This is a genomic window from Polaromonas sp. SP1, from assembly GCF_003711205.1.
In the GTDB taxonomy this organism is placed as follows: Bacteria; Pseudomonadota; Gammaproteobacteria; order Burkholderiales; family Burkholderiaceae_C; genus Polaromonas.
Genome location: NZ_CP031013.1, coordinates 3,923,245 through 3,940,684 on the forward strand (window position 1 = coordinate 3,923,245; position 17,440 = coordinate 3,940,684).

Consider the following 17,440-nt stretch of genomic DNA (forward strand, 5'->3'; position numbering starts at 1 on the left):
TGGGCTGGCGGCCTGTTTTACTTATAAAAACAATGCACAACATGATTTCGCGCAACCGGCCCTTGCCGCTGCTTCGCCTGCCTTATTCACGCCCTTGCGGCGCCCGCGCATGAAGGTCGCCGTCATAGGTGCCGGCATCATCGGCATCACCACCGCTTACGAGTTGGCCCTGGACGGCCATGACGTCACCGTGTTCGAACGGCGCGGCGCGGCGGCCGAGGAAACCAGCTTTGCCAACGCCGGCCTGGTCGCGCCCGGCTACGTCACACCGTGGGCCGCGCCCGGCATGCCGGGCAAGGTCCTCAGCCACCTCTTCAGCCGGCATGCACCCGTCAAACTCGGCCTGCCGCTGTCGGCGGGCGAGTTGGCCTGGATGTGGAAATGGTTTCGCGCCTGCAAACTCGAGACTTACCTGGCCAACCGCGCGCGCATGCAGCGCCTGGCTTTTTACAGCCGCGAACGGCTGCATCACCTGACGGCCGAACTGGAGCTCGAATACGACGGCAGCCCCGGCTACATGGTGCTGCTGCGCTCTGAAAAAGACAGCAAACTGGTGCAACCCGGCCTGGCGGTGCTGCGCGACGCCGGCGTGGTGTTCAAGGAAATCGGCCCGGACGAGGTGCGCAAGATCGAGCCGGCGCTGAACCCGGACACCGAATTCCTGGGCGCGGTGCACCTGCCGAACGACGAGGTGGCCAACTGCCGCCAGTTTGCCCTGCTGCTGAAGAACGAGGCCCAGCGCATCGGCGTCAATTTTGAGTTCAATACGGCTGTAGCCAAGGTGGATCCTTCGCAGGCAGCTACTATTTTGATAGCAGGCGAGAGTGCGCCGCGCAGTTTCGACCGCGTCGTCATGTGCGCCGGGCTGGCCTCGGCGCAGTTGTTGAAGCCGCTGGGCCTGAAGGTCCCGATGGCTGCGGTTTACGGCTACTCCATCAGCGCTCCGATCCGCGAACCGCTCAATGCACCGCGCAGTGCCTTGATGGACGAGCGCTTCAAGGTGGCGATTTCCCGTCTTGGCAACCGCGTGCGCGTGGCCGGCAGCGCCGAGATCGGCGGCTCGCTCGAGACCAAGCGCGCAGCATCCCTGCAAACTCTTTACAAGGTCTTACATGACTGGTTTCCGGGCGCTGCGCAGCTGGCCAACACTGGTGCGAGCGTGCAGGAGTGGAAAGGAGCCCGCCCCATGCTGCCCGACGGCCCGCCCATCATCGGCGACAGCGGCATCCCCGGCCTCTGGCTCAACCTGGGCCACGGCTCCAGCGGCTGGGCGCTCAGCTGCGGCAGCGCGCGGGCGCTAGCCGACCTGATGGCCGGCAAGAACGCCGACATCGACATGGAAGGCCTGGGCGTCGCGCGCCTGACCTGAAGCCCCAAGATCTGCCCGGGCCGCAAAAGCGTCACCGCAGGCGAGTACAGTGGTTGCAGCCCGGTGTTCTTGCCGGGTTGCCATTTCTGCAACCTATCTACTGATTGGAGTTCCCATGGGCATGTTCAGTTTTATCAAAGAGGCCGGTGAAAAGCTTTTCGGTCGCGGCGAAGCCAAGGCCGCGCAGGAAGCCGCCGCAGCCAAGCCCACACCCGAGAACATCGAGGCACTGAGCAAGGCGGCGGGCGATGCCATCGCCACCTACATCAACTCCATGAACCTCAATGTGCAGGCGCTGAAGATCGGCTTTGACGCGGCCAGCGCGACCGTCACCGTCTCGGGCGTGGCGCCCGACCAGGCCACCAAGGAAAAAGTGCTGCTGTGCTGCGGCAACGTGGCCACGGTGGCCGCCGTGAACGACCTCATGACGGTGTCCAGCCCCGAGCCGGAATCGCAGTGGCATGTGGTCGTCAGCGGCGACAACCTGTCCAAGATCAGCAAACACTTCTACGGCACACCCAACAAGTACCCGCAGATCTTTGAAGCCAACAAGCCCATGTTGACGCATCCCGACAAGATTTACCCGGGCCAGGTGCTGCGCATTCCGCCTGACGCTTAAACGCCTGCCTCCCGCCTCCACAAGCCCGGCCCGCCGGGCTTTTTACGCCCGGGGCCGCACAATCGGGCCATGCGACAAATCTCCAGCGCCCACAGCGAGCCGCTTCACAGCGTGGCGGCCACCCGTGACCTTGAGCGGCAAGCCGCCGCCGGCCTGCCGCCGCACACGCTGATGCAGCGGGCCGGCCTTTCGGTTGCGCGCCTGACGCTGGCCCTGGCGCCGCACGCGCAGCACATCTGGATCGCCTGCGGGCCCGGCAATAACGGCGGCGACGGCTTTGAAGCGGCCATGCATCTGCACCAGTGGGGCAAAAAAATCACCGTGAGCTGGACCGGCTTGCCGGCCGGAAAGACCAGCCTTCCGCCCGATGCCCAGGCCTCACGCGAGCGCGCCCTGACCGCCGGCGTGCCCATGGCGGCCCAGCCGCCGCATGATTTTGATTTCTGCATTGACGCGCTGCTGGGCATTGGCGGCACGCTGGACGCGAGCCGCGAAGGCACGGCGCTGATGCTGGACTGGCTGGCACGGATGCGCGACAGCGGCGTGCCGCGGCTGGCCGTGGACGTGCCGACCGGCCTGGATGCGAATACCGGGTTTGCTACACAATTGATAGCATATACCCAAGGTGGGATATGGGCTGGAGGCCTTTTTACCTTAAGCCTTTTGACACTGAAGCCGGGCCTCTTCACCGCCCATGGCCGGGACTGCGCCGGCCAGGTCTGGTTTGACGATCTCGGAGCCGGCAGCGCGCAGGGCGCCTCGGGCTCACCGGACGCCTGGCTGCTGGGCGCCGACCAGGCCGCGCAAGCGCCAAAGCTGGCCGGCGCGCATGCCAGTCACAAGGGCAGCTTTGGCGACGTGGCCGTTATGGGCGGAGAGTCCACCGCCCGCAGCCACATGGCAGGCGCCGCGCTGCTGGCCGCGCGCGCCGCCCTGCATGCGGGCGCGGGCCGGGTGTTCGTGGCGCTGCTCGGCAGCCCCGCCCTCGCTGTGGATTCGCAGCAACCCGAGCTGATGTTCCGTGCACCTGACGCGCTGGACCTGGCCCAGCAGGTGGTGGTGTGCGGTTGCGGCGGCGGTGATGCGGTGCGCGCCATGCTGCCCAGGGTGCTGTCGGCGGCGTCGCGATTGGTGCTCGACGCCGACGCGCTCAACGCCATCGCCGGGGACTCACAACTGCAGACGCAACTCACAGCACGCCACCGCCGCGGCTACAGCACGGTGCTGACGCCCCATCCGCTGGAGGCCGCGCGGCTGGCCGGGATCACGTCCAAAGAGGTCCAGGCCGACCGGCTGGCGTTGGCCGGCCAACTGGCGGACCGGTACCAGTGCGTGGTGGTGCTCAAGGGCTCAGGCACCGTCATTGCCGCGCCCGGGCGCCCCAGCGCCGTCAACAGCAGCGGCAACGCCCTGCTGGCCACTGCGGGCACGGGTGATGTGCTGGCCGGCATGCTGGGGGCCGGCATGGCCGGGGGACTGGGGGCTTTTGAGGCGGCCTGCAGCGCCGTGTTTGCGCATGGCCGCATCGCGGATGAATGGCCGGTCGGGCAGGCGCTGACGGCGTCTGCGCTGGCCAGTCGCGCCTAAACGAGGATCATCAGGGCGATCTGCAGCAGCACGATCAGCACGATCGCCGAGATGTCGACGCCGCCGATCGGCGGGATGACCCGGCGCAGCGGCGCCAGCACCGGTTCAGTCAGGCGGCCGAGCAAGGCATAGACGGGTGAGCCGGGCTGGATCCACGAGAGGATGGCAAAACCCAGCACCAGGATGATCAGGGTTTGCAGCGCGACGCGGATCAGCATCTTCAACGCAAAGACCAGCAAGGTCAGCAGCGCCAAAGGCCCCGCCTGAACCGACCAGTACGTCACGCCGGCCAGCACGCCGAACAGCAAAGACCACAGCACCCCATAGAGCAGAGCCAGCACCACCGCCGCAATCACGCTGGCCCAGTCCACGCGCGACTGCGCAAGCGACCTGGGCAGCACGCGGCGCAGCGGCTTGACCAGCCAGTCGGTCAGGGCCATCACAAAGCTGCCCGGCTGGGCGCTCATGTTGACGCGCACCCAGTTCATCCAGGCGCGCAGCAGCGCTGCCGCGATCAGCACGAAGAAGATGGTTTCAAGCAGGAAAGACAGGATGCGGATCAGCATGGAGGGTGGTTTTGGGCAGGAAAGGTTGAAAGTTTGCCGCGTTTTTACCGGCGCGGCTTCTTGCCCTGCTTGCGCCCGGGGTTACCTGCAGCCTTCTTGACGGCAGCCTTCAGCGCCTGGATGGGCGACTTGGGTGTGCGTTCGCTGCCTGCGCTGCTCCTCCCTGAACTACTGCCGGAACTGCCGCCGGAACTGCTGCGGCTGCCGGAGCGGCCTTCGGTGTGTTTGCCGGCGGTCTTCTTGCCGGCCTTTCCAGCCTTGTCGGCCCTGCCCGTACGCTCGTCCCCGGCATGGCGCGCGGCGCCGCGCTCTTTGGCCGGCAGCTCGGTGGCATGGCCGCCGGTCTTGTCCTTCATGGCGCGCCCGACCAGGTCCTGGCCTTCCGTCACCAGCCGGAAGTCGATCTTGCGGCCGTCCAGGTCGACCCGGCTGACCTGCACCCTCACCCGCGTGCCGATGGCGTAACGGATGCCGGTGCGCTCGCCGCGCAGCTCCTGGCGGGCTTCGTCGAAGCGGAAGTATTCGCCGCCCAGCTCGGTGATATGCACCAGGCCTTCCACGTACATGGCATCGAGCGTGACGAAGATGCCGAAGCCGGTGGCCGCCGTGACGACGCCGCCGAACTCCTCGCCGAGGTGCTCGCGCATGTACTTGCACTTGAGCCAGGCTTCAACGTCGCGGCTGGCTTCGTCGGCGCGGCGCTCGTTGGCGCTGCAATGCAGGCCCGCCGCCTGCCAGGCAAGTTCGTCGGCACTGGCTTTTTTGGGTTTTTGAGTCGGCTCTTTCACGCGCGAAGCCAGGCGTTTGGACAGCTTGGCCTCGGCCTCACCCGGCGTGGGCAGGGTCGGCAACTGGTATTTGGCCTTGTTCAGCACCGCCTTGATGACGCGGTGCACCAGCAAGTCGGGGTAACGCCGGATCGGGCTGGTGAAGTGGGTGTAAGCCTCGTACGCCAGGCCGAAGTGGCCGCTGTTCATGGGCGTGTAGATGGCCTGCTGCATGGAGCGCAGCAGCATCGAGTGGATTTGCTGCGCGTCCGGACGGTCTTTGGTAGCCAGTGCGATTTTCTGGAACTCGCCGGGTTCCGGGTCGTCGCTGATGGTCATGCCGATGCCTGCCGCCTTCAGGTAATTGCGCAGCATCTCCTTCTTCTCGGGCGTCGGGCCTTCGTGCACGCGGTACAGGCCCACATGCTTGCTTTGCAAGATGAAGTCGGCCGAGCAGACGTTGGCGGCCAGCATGGCTTCTTCGATCAGGCGGTGGGCCACGTTGCGGGTGCGCGGCACGATTTTTTCAATCCGGCCAGCCTCGTCGCAGACGATTTGCGTTTCGGTGGTCTCAAAGTCCACCGCGCCGCGCACGCCGCGCTCCTTGAGCAGCACCTGGTACACATCGTGCAAATCCAGCAGGTGCGGCACCAGCGCCTTGCGCTGCGCGGCTTCAGGGCCGCGCGTGTTGGCCAGGATGGCCGCCACTTCGGTATAGGTAAAGCGCGCCTGGCTGAACATCACGGCCGGGTAGAACTGGTAGGCATGGACTTCGCCCTTGGCGTTGACCAGCATGTCGCAGACCATGCACAGGCGCTCGACGTTGGGGTTGAGCGAGCACAGGCCGTTGGAAAGCTTTTCCGGCAGCATCGGGATCACGCGGCGCGGAAAGTACACGCTGGTGGCGCGGTCGTAGGCGTCGATGTCGATGGCGCTGCCGGTTTCCACATAGTGGCTCACGTCGGCAATCGCCACCAGCAGCCGCCAGCCCTTGCCGCGGCCGACCTTGGCGGGCTCGCAGTACACGGCATCGTCAAAATCGCGGGCGTCTTCGCCGTCGATGGTCACCAGGGGCACATCGGTCAGGTCGATGCGGTGCTTCTTGTCGGCGGGGCGGACCGCGTCAGGCAAGGCACGGGCCAGGGCCAGCGCTTCATCGCTGAATTCGTGCGGTACGCCGTACTTGCGCACGGCGATTTCGATTTCCATGCCGGGGTCGTCGATCTCGCCCAGCACTTCCTTGACGCGGCCCACAGGCTGGCCGAAGAGCGCGGGCGGCTCGGTGAGCTGCACCACCACCACCTGCCCGGACTTGGCCGTGCCGGTAGCGCCCTTGGGGATCAGGACGTCCTGGCCGTAGCGCTTGTCTTCGGGGGCGACCAGCCAGACGCCGCTTTCCTGCAACAGGCGGCCGATGATCGGGTTGGAGGAGCGCTCGACGATCTCGGTCACGCGGCCTTCGGGCCGGTTTTTGCGGTCATGCCGCACGATGCGCGCCTTGACGCGGTCCTTGTGCAGCACTGCGCGCATCTCATTGGGCGGCAGGTAAATATCCGCTTCGCCGTCGTCGCGCAATACAAAGCCGTGGCCGTCGCGGTGGCCGGAAACGGTGCCCTCGAATTCAGCGAGCAAACCGGATGAATGGGCGGACGATCCGCCCGAATGGGAGTGAGTTGTTTTGATAGAAAGTCTCTTTTCGTTGGAGGCTGCCGGTTTTGAGTATGCAGCCGAAATATTTCAGGAAAATTTGCGGGCCGGGCCCTGAGAAAGCGTTGAAGTAATGGTACACTGCTAGCTGTGCCCGGGTGGCGGAATTGGTAGACGCGCACGGTTCAGGTCCGTGTATCGCAAGATGTGGAGATTCGAGTTCTCTCCCGGGCACCAGATACACCAAACAGCTTTGCCAGACTCTGAAACGAGCTCTGGAAGAAAGCAAGATTAAAGCCACTGTGAACCAGTGGCTTTTTTTGTTTCCGGTTTTGTTTCCGGAATTCCCGGGCTGCATCTTCAAGCCCGGTTTTTCGTCTGCAGTTTTAATCAAACAGGCACGGCAACCAGGTCATGGCCCTGGGTTCCGACGATCCGGGCGCGGGTGAATTCCCCCACCTTCAGCGTCTTGCTGATTTTTTCGGGCGGCAGCAGCTTGACCACGCCGTCGATCTCGGGCGCATCGGCGTAAGAACGCCCTGTGCCGCCCTTGCGGCCCAAGGCCGGCGCCGAATCTACCAGCACCTGCATGGTTGCACCGATGCGCTGCTGCAATTTCTGGCTGGACACCGCCTCTGCCACCGCCATGAAGCGGGCGCGCCGCTCTTCACGCAATTCGATCGGCAGCATGCCGGGAATGTCGTTCGCCGTGGCGCCTTCCACGGCGCTATAGGCAAAGCAGCCTGCACGGTCGATTTTGGCTTCGCGCATGAAATCAAGCAGGTGCTCGAATTCAGCTTCGGTCTCGCCGGGGAAACCGGCGATGAAGGTGCTGCGAATGACGATCTCGGGGCAAATCTCGCGCCAGCGCGCGATGCGCTCAAGATTTTTCTCTCCGCTGGCCGGCCGCTTCATGCGTTTGAGGACATCCGGATGGCTGTGTTGCAGGGGCACGTCCAGGTATGGCAAAACCTTGCCGGTGGCCATCAGCGGCAGCACTTCATCCACACTTGGGTAGGGGTAGACGTAATGCAGGCGCACCCAGGCGCCATAGGGCTCGGCGATCTCGCCCAGCGCCTGGACGAGCTCGAGCATGCGCGTCTTGACGGGCTTGCCGTCCCAGAAGCCGGTACGGTATTTGACGTCCACGCCGTAGGCCGAGGTGTCCTGGCTGATCACCAGCAATTCCTTCACGCCGCCCTCAAACAGTGCACGTGCTTCGTTGAGCACATCGCCGATGGGCCGCGACACCAGGTCGCCGCGCATGGATGGGATGATGCAGAAGGTGCAGCGGTGGTTGCAGCCTTCGCTGATCTTCAGGTAGGCGTAATGTTTGGGCGTGAGCTTGATGCCGGCAATACCGAAAGCGTTGGGCACCAGGTCCACAAACGGGTCGTGCGGCTTGGGCAAATTCAGGTGGACGGCATCCATCACTTCCTGCGTGGCGTGTGGGCCTGTCACGGCCAGCACACTGGGGTGCATCTGGCGTACCAGGTTACCGCCGCCCTCACCCGCCTTGGCGCCAAGGCAACCGGTCACGATGACCTTGCCGTTCTCGGCCAGCGCCTCACCGATGGTGTCCAGGCTTTCCTTCACCGCGTCGTCAATGAAGCCGCAGGTGTTGACGATGACCAGGTCAGCGCCCTCAAAGGTTTTGGAGGTCTGGTAGCCCTCTGCGCTCAACTGCGTGAGGATCAGCTCGGAATCGGTCAGGGCCTTGGGGCAGCCCAGGCTGACAAAACCCACGCGCGGCGCGGGCCTGGTGTTAACGGATACGGGTGGGGAAATAACTTCGCTCATGGGGTGTATTGTCTCAGGTCACCGGTTTCTACGGGGACCGCCAGAGATTCAACCCCTGGCTTTGACTTCAGCGCTTCAAGCCGAAGGCCTGCAGCATCTGCTCGCTTTGTTTTTGCATCTGCTCCTGCATCTGCGTAAAAACGGTCTTGGATTGCTCCACATAGTTGCCCATCATGCCCTGCATCATGGGAGACTGGGCATTCATGAACTGCGCCCACATCTCGGGCGTCAGCCCTTTGGACTGCTCGGCCATCTTGACCTGCAGGTCCATAAAACTCTGCACGTTTTTCTCGAGGTAGGCGCCCATGAAGCTTTGCATCGCATTGCCGTAAAAACGGATGATGTTGGCGAGCACGGCTTCGGTGAACATCGGCGCTCCGCCGGTTTCTTCTTCCAGGATGATCTGCAGCAGGATGCTGCGCGTCAAATCTTCGTTGGTCTTGGCATCGCGCACCACAAAATCGGCGGTGTCCATCACCAGCTGGCGCACTTCCGTGAGCGTGATGTAGGTTGACGTTTCGGTGTCGTAGAGCCGGCGGTTCGGGTACTTCTTGATCACGCGGGACGCCGCAGCCTTGCCAGCAGCCCGGCCGCTTTTGGCGCCGGGATTGCCGTCGGCAGCTGCTTCGCCCTGTGAAGGTGGAAGGCCGGATGCCGGGCTGGTGGATTTGCTTTTTGGCACTGATTTCTCCTCTGAATGACGACCGGCGCCGAGACGCCGGGACTCAATACATTCTAGGAATTCTGATGTACTCAATCCCCTTGGTTTACCCTGTGTGATGGGCCCGCATCACAGGGATGCAGAGCTTGTACAGGAACCGTTTGAGGGAATTGGTAGGCGCGATTGGACTCGAACCAACGACCCCCACCATGTCAAGGTGGTGCTCTAACCAGCTGAGCTACGCGCCTAAGGACTGTTCGAAGCTCGTATTGTAGCAAAGCAAAACGAGGTTCTTGGCCGGCCCTCAAAAAATGCCGAAAAAAGAACGCAGCAACCCGCTAGCGGCGCCGCGCGGAACGAACGCCGGGCACCTCGGCCACGATGGCCAGCACCTGGCTGAGGCGGCCCGACTGCGCCACCTCCACCGTGAAAGTCATCCAGGCCGTACCGCCGCGGTTGTCTTTGACCGACTGCGTCTGCACGCCGATCACATTCATCTTTTCCTTGGCAAACACCTCGGAAATATCGCGCAGCAGCCCCTGCCTGTCAGCGGCTTCCACCGCCACGTCGACGGGGTACACCGCGCCGTCCGCCGTTTTGGGTGAGTTCCACTCCACCTCGATCACGCGGTCCGGACTGCCGCTGGCCATGTTGCGGAAGTTGCTGCAATCGCTGCGGTGAATGCTGACGCCTTTGCCCTTGGTGACAAAACCCAGGATATCGTCGGGCGGCGCAGGCTTGCAGCATTTGGCGAGCTGGGTCAACAACGATCCCATGCCGACGACGAGCACCCCACCGGCACCCTTCTTCGAGCCCGGGCTGGGGGCACGTGCCTTTTTGGCCAGCACATAGTCGTCCTGGCTCATCACCGGCTCGGGCGGCCTGAGCATGTTTTCGATCGTACGCAGGGACAACTCGTCCTTGCCCACCACCTCGAACAAATCATCTGCCGTCTTGAAGCCGAGCTGCACTGCCAGGTCATCCAGCTTCATGGACGTCTTGCCTTCGCGCTGCAGCAGTTTCTCCACCGCTTCACGGCCCCTGGCAACGGTCTGCTCCATCGCCAAGGCGTTGAACCACGCGCGCACTTTTGACTTGGCGCGGTGGCTGCACAAAAAGCCCAGTTCCGGGTTGAGCCAGTCGCGCGACGGACCGCCGTCCTTCACGGTAATCACTTCCACCGTCTGGCCGTTTTGCAGCGGGGTGTTAAGCGGCACCATCACACCGTCAAGACGCGCGCCACGGCAGCGGTGCCCCAGGCTGGTGTGCACGCTGTACGCAAAGTCCACCGTCGTCGCGCCCTGCGGCAGCTCCACGATGGCCGCGTCTGGCGTCAGCACATAAATGCGGTCTTCAAAGAGCCCCTGCTTCGCGTCGCGCGCACGCTGCGCGGCCGGGCCCGACAAATCGCGTTCCCAGGCCAGCAACTGGCGCAACACGGCAATCTTGGCGTCGTATTCGCTGCTGGCGGAAACGCCGGCATAACCCTTGGCGCCCGCTTCCTTGTAGGCCCAGTGCGCGGCCACACCGTGCTCGGCATGGTCATGCATGGCCTGTGTGCGCACCTGGATTTCGACCGCCCTGCCCGCGTCGTCGCGCACCACGGTGTGCAGCGACTGGTAGCCGTTGGTCTTGGGCTTGGCGATGTAATCGTCGAATTCGCCGTCTACCGGCGTAAAGCGCGAGTGCACAAAGCCGAGCGCCGCGTAGCAGCCCTTCACGTCGGCGGCAATCACGCGCAGCGCGCGGATGTCGAACACCTGCTCGAAATCCAGCGACTTGCCGCGCATCTTTTTGACAATGCTGTAGATATGCTTGGGCCGGCCTTGAACCAGGGCGGCAATGCCGTTCTGGTTCAGCTCGCGCTCCAGCTGCGCGCGCAAAGCCTCCATGAAGCCTTCGCGCTCCACGCGTTTTTCGTCGAGCAGTCGGGCCGTTTGCTTGTACGTGTCGGGCTCGAGAAAACGGAAAGCCAGGTCTTCCATTTCCCATTTGATTTGCCAGATGCCCAAGCGGTTGGCCAAAGGCGCAAACACATGCAGCGACTCATACGCCAGCGACAAGGGCGCCGTCTGGCGCGTGGACGCATAGTGGCGCAGCGTCTGCAGGCGCGAAGCCAGCCGCAGCATCACCACCCGCAAGTCGCGCGAAAACGCCAGCAGCATCTTGCGCACGTTCTCAGTCTGCGCGGCCGGGTCGTCCAGCAGCTGCGCCTTTGCGTCGGCGCTGCGGGCCTGGCGCTGCACCTGCACCAGCTTGGTGGTCTCGATTGCCAGCGCGGCGTAGTTGGCGCCAAAGGCCTTGGTGATCACTTCCTGCGGCTTGGTGAGGTGCTGGCAGGCATACACCAGGTAGGTGGCCGCCTGCATGGCTTCCGAGCCGCCAATGGTTTTCAGAATGGCCGCCACCGCATCGGCATGCGCCAGGATGTTCTCGCCGGTGTCATGCGTTTCGCTGGCGATCAGGGGCTCGGCAAACGCGCGGGCGCGGGCCAGCGCGTGCGGCTGGTCCGGCAGGCTGTCGGCCGTGGCGGTCACGATGGAGGCGTTGGCCCCCTGGGAGGCTGCCGGGCCACCCGGCCCGGGCACATTGCTTTTCATGAAACTTCAGTCAAATAGTTGCGAGGCCGGCGGCGCATCGCGCCGGCAATAATGGGGATCACCCAAGCAGGAAACCGGCCACCGCGGCCACCTGGTCTGCTGCGACCAGCGTGGGCGCATGCCCTACCCCTTCGAATTCCACCAGGCGGGCCCTTGGGCCGCGCGCCGTCATGGTCTGTGCCGTCTGCGGGCTGAGCAGGTCCGACTGCTTGCCCCGTATCAACAGCGTTTCGGCCTTGATATTGTCGTAGAGCTGCCAGAGCGTGGCTTCGCCCTTCAGCGCGGATTCTTCCGTTGCCTGTTTGAACGGCACGGCAATGGCCGGGTCGTAGTGCAGCCGCCATTGGGCATCTGCGGCGTCGGACACGCGCCGGAGCATCGGGCGCGACAGCGCCAGCCACTGTTCGGGCGTGTGCGGCCCAAAGCTCTGGGAAATGGCCCACATCGCATCGGCCGCCTGCTGCACCGACCCAAAATGGCCAGCAAGCCCCAGATAAGTGCCGATCCGCACAATCGCCTGCCACTGGATGGCCGGCCCGACATCGTTGAGCACCAGCCGGCGCACCGGCACCGGCAACAATGGAGCCCCCACGCTTGCCGCTCCGCGTGCTGCGCTGCCCCCCGAGGGAGCCTTCGCGTCTTGGGGCGGCCCGGCGACGCTCAAACCCGGCTGCCCGCATACGGCAATGCCGATCAGGCCGCCCATGCTGGTGCCCACCCAGTCAAGTGTCTTGATGGGCGCCTGCGCATTCAGTTGCCCCAGCAAGGCAAGCATGTCACCCGCATACACCGGGATCTGGTAGCCCATCGGGTCTTTGAGCCAGTCGCTTTCGCCGCGGCCCACCACGTCGGGGCAGACCACGCGAATGCCACCCGGCTGTGCCGCGCCCTGCTCGGCCAGCGCCCGTGCCAGCACGTCAAAATCCCGGCCCTGGCGCGACAGGCCGTGCACACACACCACCACGTTGGCGCTGTCCGCCTGGCCCCATTGCCAGTAAGCCATGCGGTGGCCGCCTGCGGCGTCCGGGCAATTTACGTAGTTAAGCGTAGGTTGGGTCATGGTCGTGGGGTTTCAATCAAAGGCTTGATAATTGCTTGAGACATTGACCGGTCGCAGCGCCTGCCGCGCACCTGCCAAAGCCCCAGATCAACCATCGTAAATCATCCGGAGAAACAGCATGCTCAAAGGTAAAACAGCCCTCGTCACCGGCTCCACCAGCGGGATCGGCCTGGGCATCGCCAAGGCGCTGGCAGCGCAAGGCGCCAACATCGTCATCAACGGTTTCGGTGACGTGGACGGCCCCAAGGCCGAGGTGGAAGCCCTGGGTGCACGCGTGGCCTACCACGGCGCCGACATGAGCAAGGTTTCCGACATCGAGGACATGATGCGTTACGCCGCCGCGCAATTCGGCCAGGTCGACATCCTGGTCAACAACGCCGGCATCCAGCACGTGGCCCGCGTCGAGAACTTCCCCGTTGAACGATGGGACGCGGTGATCGCCATCAACCTGAGCAGCGCCTTCCACGCCACGCGCCTGGCGCTGCCCGCCATGCTGGCCGCTGACGGCGGCAAGGGCTGGGGCCGCATCATCAATGTGGCTTCTGTACACGGCCTGGTCGGCTCGGCTGAAAAATCCGCCTACGTCGCGGCCAAACACGGCATCGTCGGCCTGACGAAAGTCACCGCGCTCGAAAACGCCACCACCGGCGTGACCTGCAACGCGATCTGCCCCGGCTGGGTGCTCACGCCCCTGGTGCAAAAACAGGTAGACGCCAAAGCCGCTGCCGGCAACATCAGCAATGAAGCCGCCACCAAACAGCTGCTGGGCGAAAAAGAGCCTTCGATGCAATTCACCACGCCCGAAGAACTCGGTGCACTGGCCGTCTTCTTCTGCTCACCGGCCGGCAACAATGTGCGCGGCGTGGCGTGGAACATGGACGGCGGCTGGGCGGCGCAGTAAGAGGCTTTAGGCTTTAAAGCAGCCGGCTCACGTAATCGCCAATCGCCAGCGAACTCGTCAGCCCCGGCGACTCAATGCCGAACAGGTTGACCAGCCCCGCCACGCCGTGATCACGCGGCCCCTGGATGAGGAAATCTTTGGCGGCCTCGTGCGGCGCCTGGATCTTGGGCCGCATGCCTGCGTAGCCCGGCATCAGCGCACCATCCGCCAGCCCTGGCCAGTACTTGCGCACCTCGGCGTAAAAGGCGTCGCCGCGCGCCGGGTCCACCACCAGGTCGTCAGGCGAGTCGACCCACTGCACATCGGGCCCGAACTTGGCCTGGCCGCCCAGGTCGATGGTGAGGTGCACGCCCAGGCCGGCGGCTTCAGGCACGGGGTAAATCAGGCGGCTGAAGGGCGAACGGCCGGGCAGCGTGAAGTAGTTGCCTTTGGCGTAATGGCTGGGCGGCACATGTTGTGCGGGCAGGCCGGCAAAGCGGCTGGCCAGTTGCTGAGCATGCAGCCCTGCAGCGTTGACAACCGTTTTGGCTTGCAGCTCCGTGCCGTCTTCTGCTACCAAATAGATAGCAGACTGTGCACACTCCGCCTGGGCTAGAGGCGAATTTAGCACTACAAGCCCGCCCGCGTTCTCCAGGTCGCCCTGCAGCGCCAGCATGAGACCGTGGCTGTCGACAATGCCGGTGCTGGGTGAATGCAACGCGGCCACGCATTCCAGCTGGGGCTCCATCGCCCGGGCCTCCTCGCGGGTCAGCAGCACCAGGTCCAACACGCCATTGGCGGCGGCTTTCTCGCGTATGCCTTGCAGCTGCGCGACTTGCTCGTCACTAGTCGCCACGATGAGCTTGCCGCAGCGCTGGTGGCCTATGCCGCGTTCGGCGCAGTAGTCGTACAGCAGGCCTTTGCCTTGCACGCACAGCCTGGCTTTGAGCGAGCCTTGCGGGTAATAGATGCCGGCGTGAATCACTTCACTGTTGCGCGAGCTGGTGCCGGTGCCTATGGCGTCTGCCGCTTCCAGCACCATCACCTCCCGGCCATGCAGGGCCAGCGCGCGCGCCACGGCCAGGCCCACCACGCCCGCGCCAATCACCACGCAGTCGACCTGGTCCATCAGCGGCCTTCAAACCCTTCAATGACATTGACGGCATTGGTGCCCAGCTCGGCGGCGGCATAACCGCCTTCCAACACGAACACGGTGGGCAGGCCCAGCTTGCCCAGGCGCTCGCCCAGGCGGATGAAGTCCACCGGCTGCAGCGCGAATTTGGAGATCGGGTCTTCGGCAAAGGTGTCCAGTCCCAGCGACACGACGAGTGCGTCGGCGCGATAGCTGGCGATGCGCTTGCAGGCGGTTTCAAGCGCGTCGAACCAGCGAGGCACGGTGCAGCCGGCCGCCAGCGGCAGGTTGAGGTTAAAACCTGCGCCCTCCCCCTCCCCGGTCTCATCGGCATGGCCCAGGTAGAACGGGTACTCGGTCATCGGGTCGCCGTGCAGGCTCACAAACAACACGTCTGAACGGCGGTAAAAAATGCTTTGCGTGCCGTTGCCGTGGTGGTAATCCACATCGAGCACGGCCACACGCGCCGCGCCGCCGTCGCGCAGCGCCTGAGCGGCCACCGCAGCGTTATTCAGAAAGCAATAACCGCCCATGAAGTCGGGCCCCGCATGGTGGCCGGGCGGGCGGCTGCAGCAGAACACGGCACGCTCGCTTTTGCCAGCCAGCAAAGCAGCAGCGCTGGCAGCGGCGTCGGCGCCGGCCTTGGCGGCCTGCCAGGTGCCGGCCGACAGCGGTGAGCCGTTGTCCATCGAATACAAGCCCAGCCGCGCGGTGAAGTTGACGGGCTCCACGTCGCTGCGCAGGGTGCGCACCGGCCATACCGACGGGAAAGGCTGGCGCTGTTCGTTGCCGGCTTCGAGCGCGGCCCAGTCGCGCCAGGCGTGCTCCAGGAACGCGAGGTAGCGGGCGGTGTGCACTTTGGCCAGCACCGCGCGGCTGTCTGCGTGCGGCGTGCGCAGCAGGTGGCCGCGTTCGGTGAGGCGGGTTTTGACGAACTCGGCGCGGGCCGGGGTTTCAAAACACGGCACGCGGTCACCGCGGAAAAATTCGTACTGCGGGGCGTGGGCGTGGTGGCTGTCGCTGAAGAAGGTGAGCATGGCGGCGGGGAATCAAAGCGTGCGTGGATCGGTTTTCAGCAGCATCCCAACCAGGGAACGCAGCGAGGCCTTGAGCGATTCCGCGCCCGGCGTCAGCGCCAGCGTGGTTTCGTCCATGTAGAGCTTGCGGTTGATTTCGAGCTGGATGCTGTGGCGCTGCCCGGCCGGGTTGCTGTAGCGGCGAACCAGCTCGACGCCTTTGTAAGGATGGTTGTAGGCCACGCTGTAGCCGCGCGCCTTCAGATGTCCGGACACCCGCATGGACAGCGCCACGCTGGCCGTCGTGCCTTCGCGGTCGCCCACCACAAAGTCGGCGTGTTTTTCCCCCGGAAAGTCCGTCGCGCTGGCAGAGGCCACCGCCGGCATCGAATGGCAGTTGATGTGGATGCTGTAGCCGTGCTGCCTGTGGGCGCTGTCAATGGCGTCGGCCACGGCGGCGTGATACGGCTTCCAGCATTGCTCGATGCGCGCCTGGATTTCGGCCACGCCCAATTGCCGGTCGTAAAGCGGCACGCCCTCGTCGGTCGTGCGCCAGATCAGGCCCTTGCCCAGGCGGACTTTGGACATGATCCTGGGGTCGGTCTCCACCGGCCCGGGCCAGGGTGCGTCCAGCAGGGTGACGTCCATCTCGGTGGTGTTGCGGTTGGCGTCCAGGTAGCTGCGGGGAAAGTGCGCCTCTATCCAGTGCACGCCCATGGCGGGGGCAAAGTCGTAGAGCTTTTCGACGTGCGTGTCTTCGGCGCTGCGCAGCACGGCCAGCGCGCAGGCGTGCCTGAAATCTTCCGGGTAAGCCGTGCCGCTGTGGGGCGAATCCAGCACCAGCGGCGTGCTTCCGGGCAGGTAGGTAATGAAGGGCATGGCTTGACTTTAGCAGCAGGCGCCGCGCACACGCGTCTGCGAAAAAGCCGGGTTTTGCGCGGTTCTGCGGGGTCGGCAGCCGCCCGCGAACTTCCGCTTGTCCTACAGGCATTTAACGGTTGCACCCACAAGCGCGCACCGGCCTTGCCCCTAAATTTCATGACGCAAGCCAAACACCGCGCCGGCTTTTTCCGGCGTGACAAGCAAATTCATCATTGAAGGAAAAACACCATGCGATCTTTGACCCGGACTTTTACCGCAACCCTGCTGGCAGCCGCCGCCATGGCAGCCGCCACCGGCGTGCAGGCACAAAGCACCAACGCCGGCGCCTCGGCCAACACCAACTACTCGTTTTACGCCCCCGGCTCGCGCTACTTCGGGCTCAACGTCGGCAAGTCGGACTTCTCGCTGCCCAATGGCGTGGGCGCTTTCCCTTCCGACAACAAGGACACCTCGTACAACATCTACGGCGGCAGCTACTTCAACAACAACTTCGGCCTTGAGCTGGGCTACACCGACTTCGGCAAGATCACCCGCGGCGGCGGCCAGACAGAAGCCGAAGGCATCAACCTGAGCCTGGTCGGACGCCTGCCGCTGAGCAACTCCTTCAACCTGTTGGGCAAACTGGGCACGACTTACGGCCGCACCCGCGTGTCGGCTTCACCGGCTTCGGGCCTGGCCTCTGGCACGGAAAGCGATTGGGGCGTGTCGTACGGCATCGGCGCCGAATGGGCATTTACCCCTGCGCTGTCGGCCGTGGTCCAGTGGGACGAGCACAACATGAAGTTTGTCGGCACCGGCAAGGAGCGCATCAGCACCACCAGCCTGGGCCTGCGCTACCGCTTCTAAGCCTCCCG

14 protein-coding genes and 2 tRNA genes are annotated in these 17,440 nt (G+C 64.4%); 6 read left to right on the top strand and 10 right to left on the bottom strand.

Annotated features, from left to right (window positions below; all coding sequences use genetic code 11):
* The first annotated feature begins 109 nt into the window (after positions 1 to 109).
* The 3 genes from DT070_RS18595 (at position 110) to DT070_RS18605 (ending at position 3,575) form a co-directional block, all read left to right on the top strand.
* Complete coding sequence (locus DT070_RS18595; protein WP_122956743.1) at positions 110 to 1,369, top strand: D-amino acid dehydrogenase; 1,260 nt, start codon at positions 110 to 112, stop codon at positions 1,367 to 1,369.
* A gap of 115 nt (positions 1,370 to 1,484) precedes the next feature.
* On the top strand, positions 1,485 to 1,988 hold the full coding sequence (gene lysM, locus DT070_RS18600) for a peptidoglycan-binding protein LysM (RefSeq protein WP_122956744.1): 504 nt from the start codon (positions 1,485 to 1,487) through the stop codon (positions 1,986 to 1,988).
* 69 nt (positions 1,989 to 2,057) lie between these two features.
* Complete coding sequence (locus DT070_RS18605; RefSeq protein ID WP_122956745.1) at positions 2,058 to 3,575, top strand: NAD(P)H-hydrate dehydratase; 1,518 nt, start codon at positions 2,058 to 2,060, stop codon at positions 3,573 to 3,575.
* Here the strand turns inward: DT070_RS18605 and DT070_RS18610 are convergent.
* Together DT070_RS18610 and rnr are read right to left on the bottom strand one after the other, a co-directional pair.
* A complete protein-coding gene (locus tag DT070_RS18610; RefSeq protein WP_122956746.1) occupies positions 3,572 to 4,141 on the bottom strand; it encodes a YggT family protein in 570 nt (189 codons plus the stop codon). The genes DT070_RS18605 and DT070_RS18610 overlap by 4 nt on opposite strands.
* 44 nt (positions 4,142 to 4,185) lie before the next feature.
* On the bottom strand, positions 4,186 to 6,540 hold the full coding sequence (gene rnr, locus DT070_RS18615; RefSeq protein ID WP_194965900.1) for a ribonuclease R: 2,355 nt from the start codon (positions 6,538 to 6,540) through the stop codon (positions 4,186 to 4,188).
* A 167-nt stretch (positions 6,541 to 6,707) separates the two neighbouring features.
* On the opposite strand from rnr, the gene DT070_RS18620 reads away from it, so the two are divergent.
* Positions 6,708 to 6,792 (top strand) — tRNA-Leu (locus DT070_RS18620).
* 153 nt (positions 6,793 to 6,945) lie between these two features.
* On the opposite strand, the gene rimO is transcribed toward DT070_RS18620, so the two are convergent.
* The 5 genes from rimO to DT070_RS18645 all read right to left on the bottom strand — a co-directional run bounded on the left by rimO (position 6,946) and on the right by DT070_RS18645 (position 12,676).
* On the bottom strand, positions 6,946 to 8,355 hold the full coding sequence (gene rimO, locus DT070_RS18625; protein WP_122956748.1) for a 30S ribosomal protein S12 methylthiotransferase RimO: 1,410 nt from the start codon (positions 8,353 to 8,355) through the stop codon (positions 6,946 to 6,948).
* A 67-nt stretch (positions 8,356 to 8,422) separates the two neighbouring features.
* Positions 8,423 to 8,914 (bottom strand): polyhydroxyalkanoate synthesis repressor PhaR, encoded by a 492-nt coding sequence (gene phaR / locus DT070_RS18630; RefSeq protein ID WP_092128509.1) that lies wholly within the window; start codon positions 8,912 to 8,914, stop codon positions 8,423 to 8,425.
* A gap of 273 nt (positions 8,915 to 9,187) precedes the next feature.
* Positions 9,188 to 9,264 (bottom strand) — tRNA-Val (locus tag DT070_RS18635).
* 90 nt (positions 9,265 to 9,354) lie between these two features.
* On the bottom strand, positions 9,355 to 11,616 hold the full coding sequence (locus tag DT070_RS18640) for a bifunctional (p)ppGpp synthetase/guanosine-3',5'-bis(diphosphate) 3'-pyrophosphohydrolase (RefSeq protein WP_122956749.1): 2,262 nt from the start codon (positions 11,614 to 11,616) through the stop codon (positions 9,355 to 9,357).
* A gap of 58 nt (positions 11,617 to 11,674) precedes the next feature.
* Positions 11,675 to 12,676 carry an alpha/beta fold hydrolase gene (locus DT070_RS18645; RefSeq protein ID WP_122956750.1) on the bottom strand — a complete coding sequence of 334 codons (1,002 nt, stop codon included), beginning with the start codon at positions 12,674 to 12,676 and terminating at the stop codon, positions 11,675 to 11,677.
* Positions 12,677 to 12,794: 118 nt separating this feature from the next.
* Here DT070_RS18645 and DT070_RS18650 point away from each other — a divergent pair, with 118 nt between their 5' ends.
* A complete protein-coding gene (locus DT070_RS18650; protein WP_092127949.1) occupies positions 12,795 to 13,577 on the top strand; it encodes a 3-hydroxybutyrate dehydrogenase in 783 nt (260 codons plus the stop codon).
* A 13-nt stretch (positions 13,578 to 13,590) separates the two neighbouring features.
* On the opposite strand, the gene DT070_RS18655 is transcribed toward DT070_RS18650, so the two are convergent.
* The 3 genes from DT070_RS18655 to DT070_RS18665 are packed head-to-tail and all read right to left on the bottom strand — an operon-like array spanning position 13,591 to position 16,583.
* The gene (locus tag DT070_RS18655) at positions 13,591 to 14,685 is read right to left on the bottom strand and encodes an NAD(P)/FAD-dependent oxidoreductase (protein WP_194965899.1); all 1,095 of its coding nucleotides are present in this window, start codon (positions 14,683 to 14,685) and stop codon (positions 13,591 to 13,593) included.
* The gene (locus DT070_RS18660; RefSeq protein WP_122956752.1) at positions 14,685 to 15,725 is read right to left on the bottom strand and encodes a histone deacetylase family protein; all 1,041 of its coding nucleotides are present in this window, start codon (positions 15,723 to 15,725) and stop codon (positions 14,685 to 14,687) included. The genes DT070_RS18655 and DT070_RS18660 overlap by 1 nt, the downstream gene beginning before the upstream one ends.
* A gap of 12 nt (positions 15,726 to 15,737) precedes the next feature.
* Positions 15,738 to 16,583: an N-formylglutamate amidohydrolase gene (locus DT070_RS18665; protein WP_122956753.1), complete on the bottom strand. Its 846-nt coding sequence runs from the start codon at positions 16,581 to 16,583 to the stop codon at positions 15,738 to 15,740.
* A 231-nt stretch (positions 16,584 to 16,814) separates the two neighbouring features.
* On the opposite strand from DT070_RS18665, the gene DT070_RS18670 reads away from it, so the two are divergent.
* Positions 16,815 to 17,432 (top strand): outer membrane beta-barrel protein, encoded by a 618-nt coding sequence (locus DT070_RS18670; protein ID WP_122956754.1) that lies wholly within the window; start codon positions 16,815 to 16,817, stop codon positions 17,430 to 17,432.
* Positions 17,433 to 17,440 lie beyond the last annotated feature (8 nt).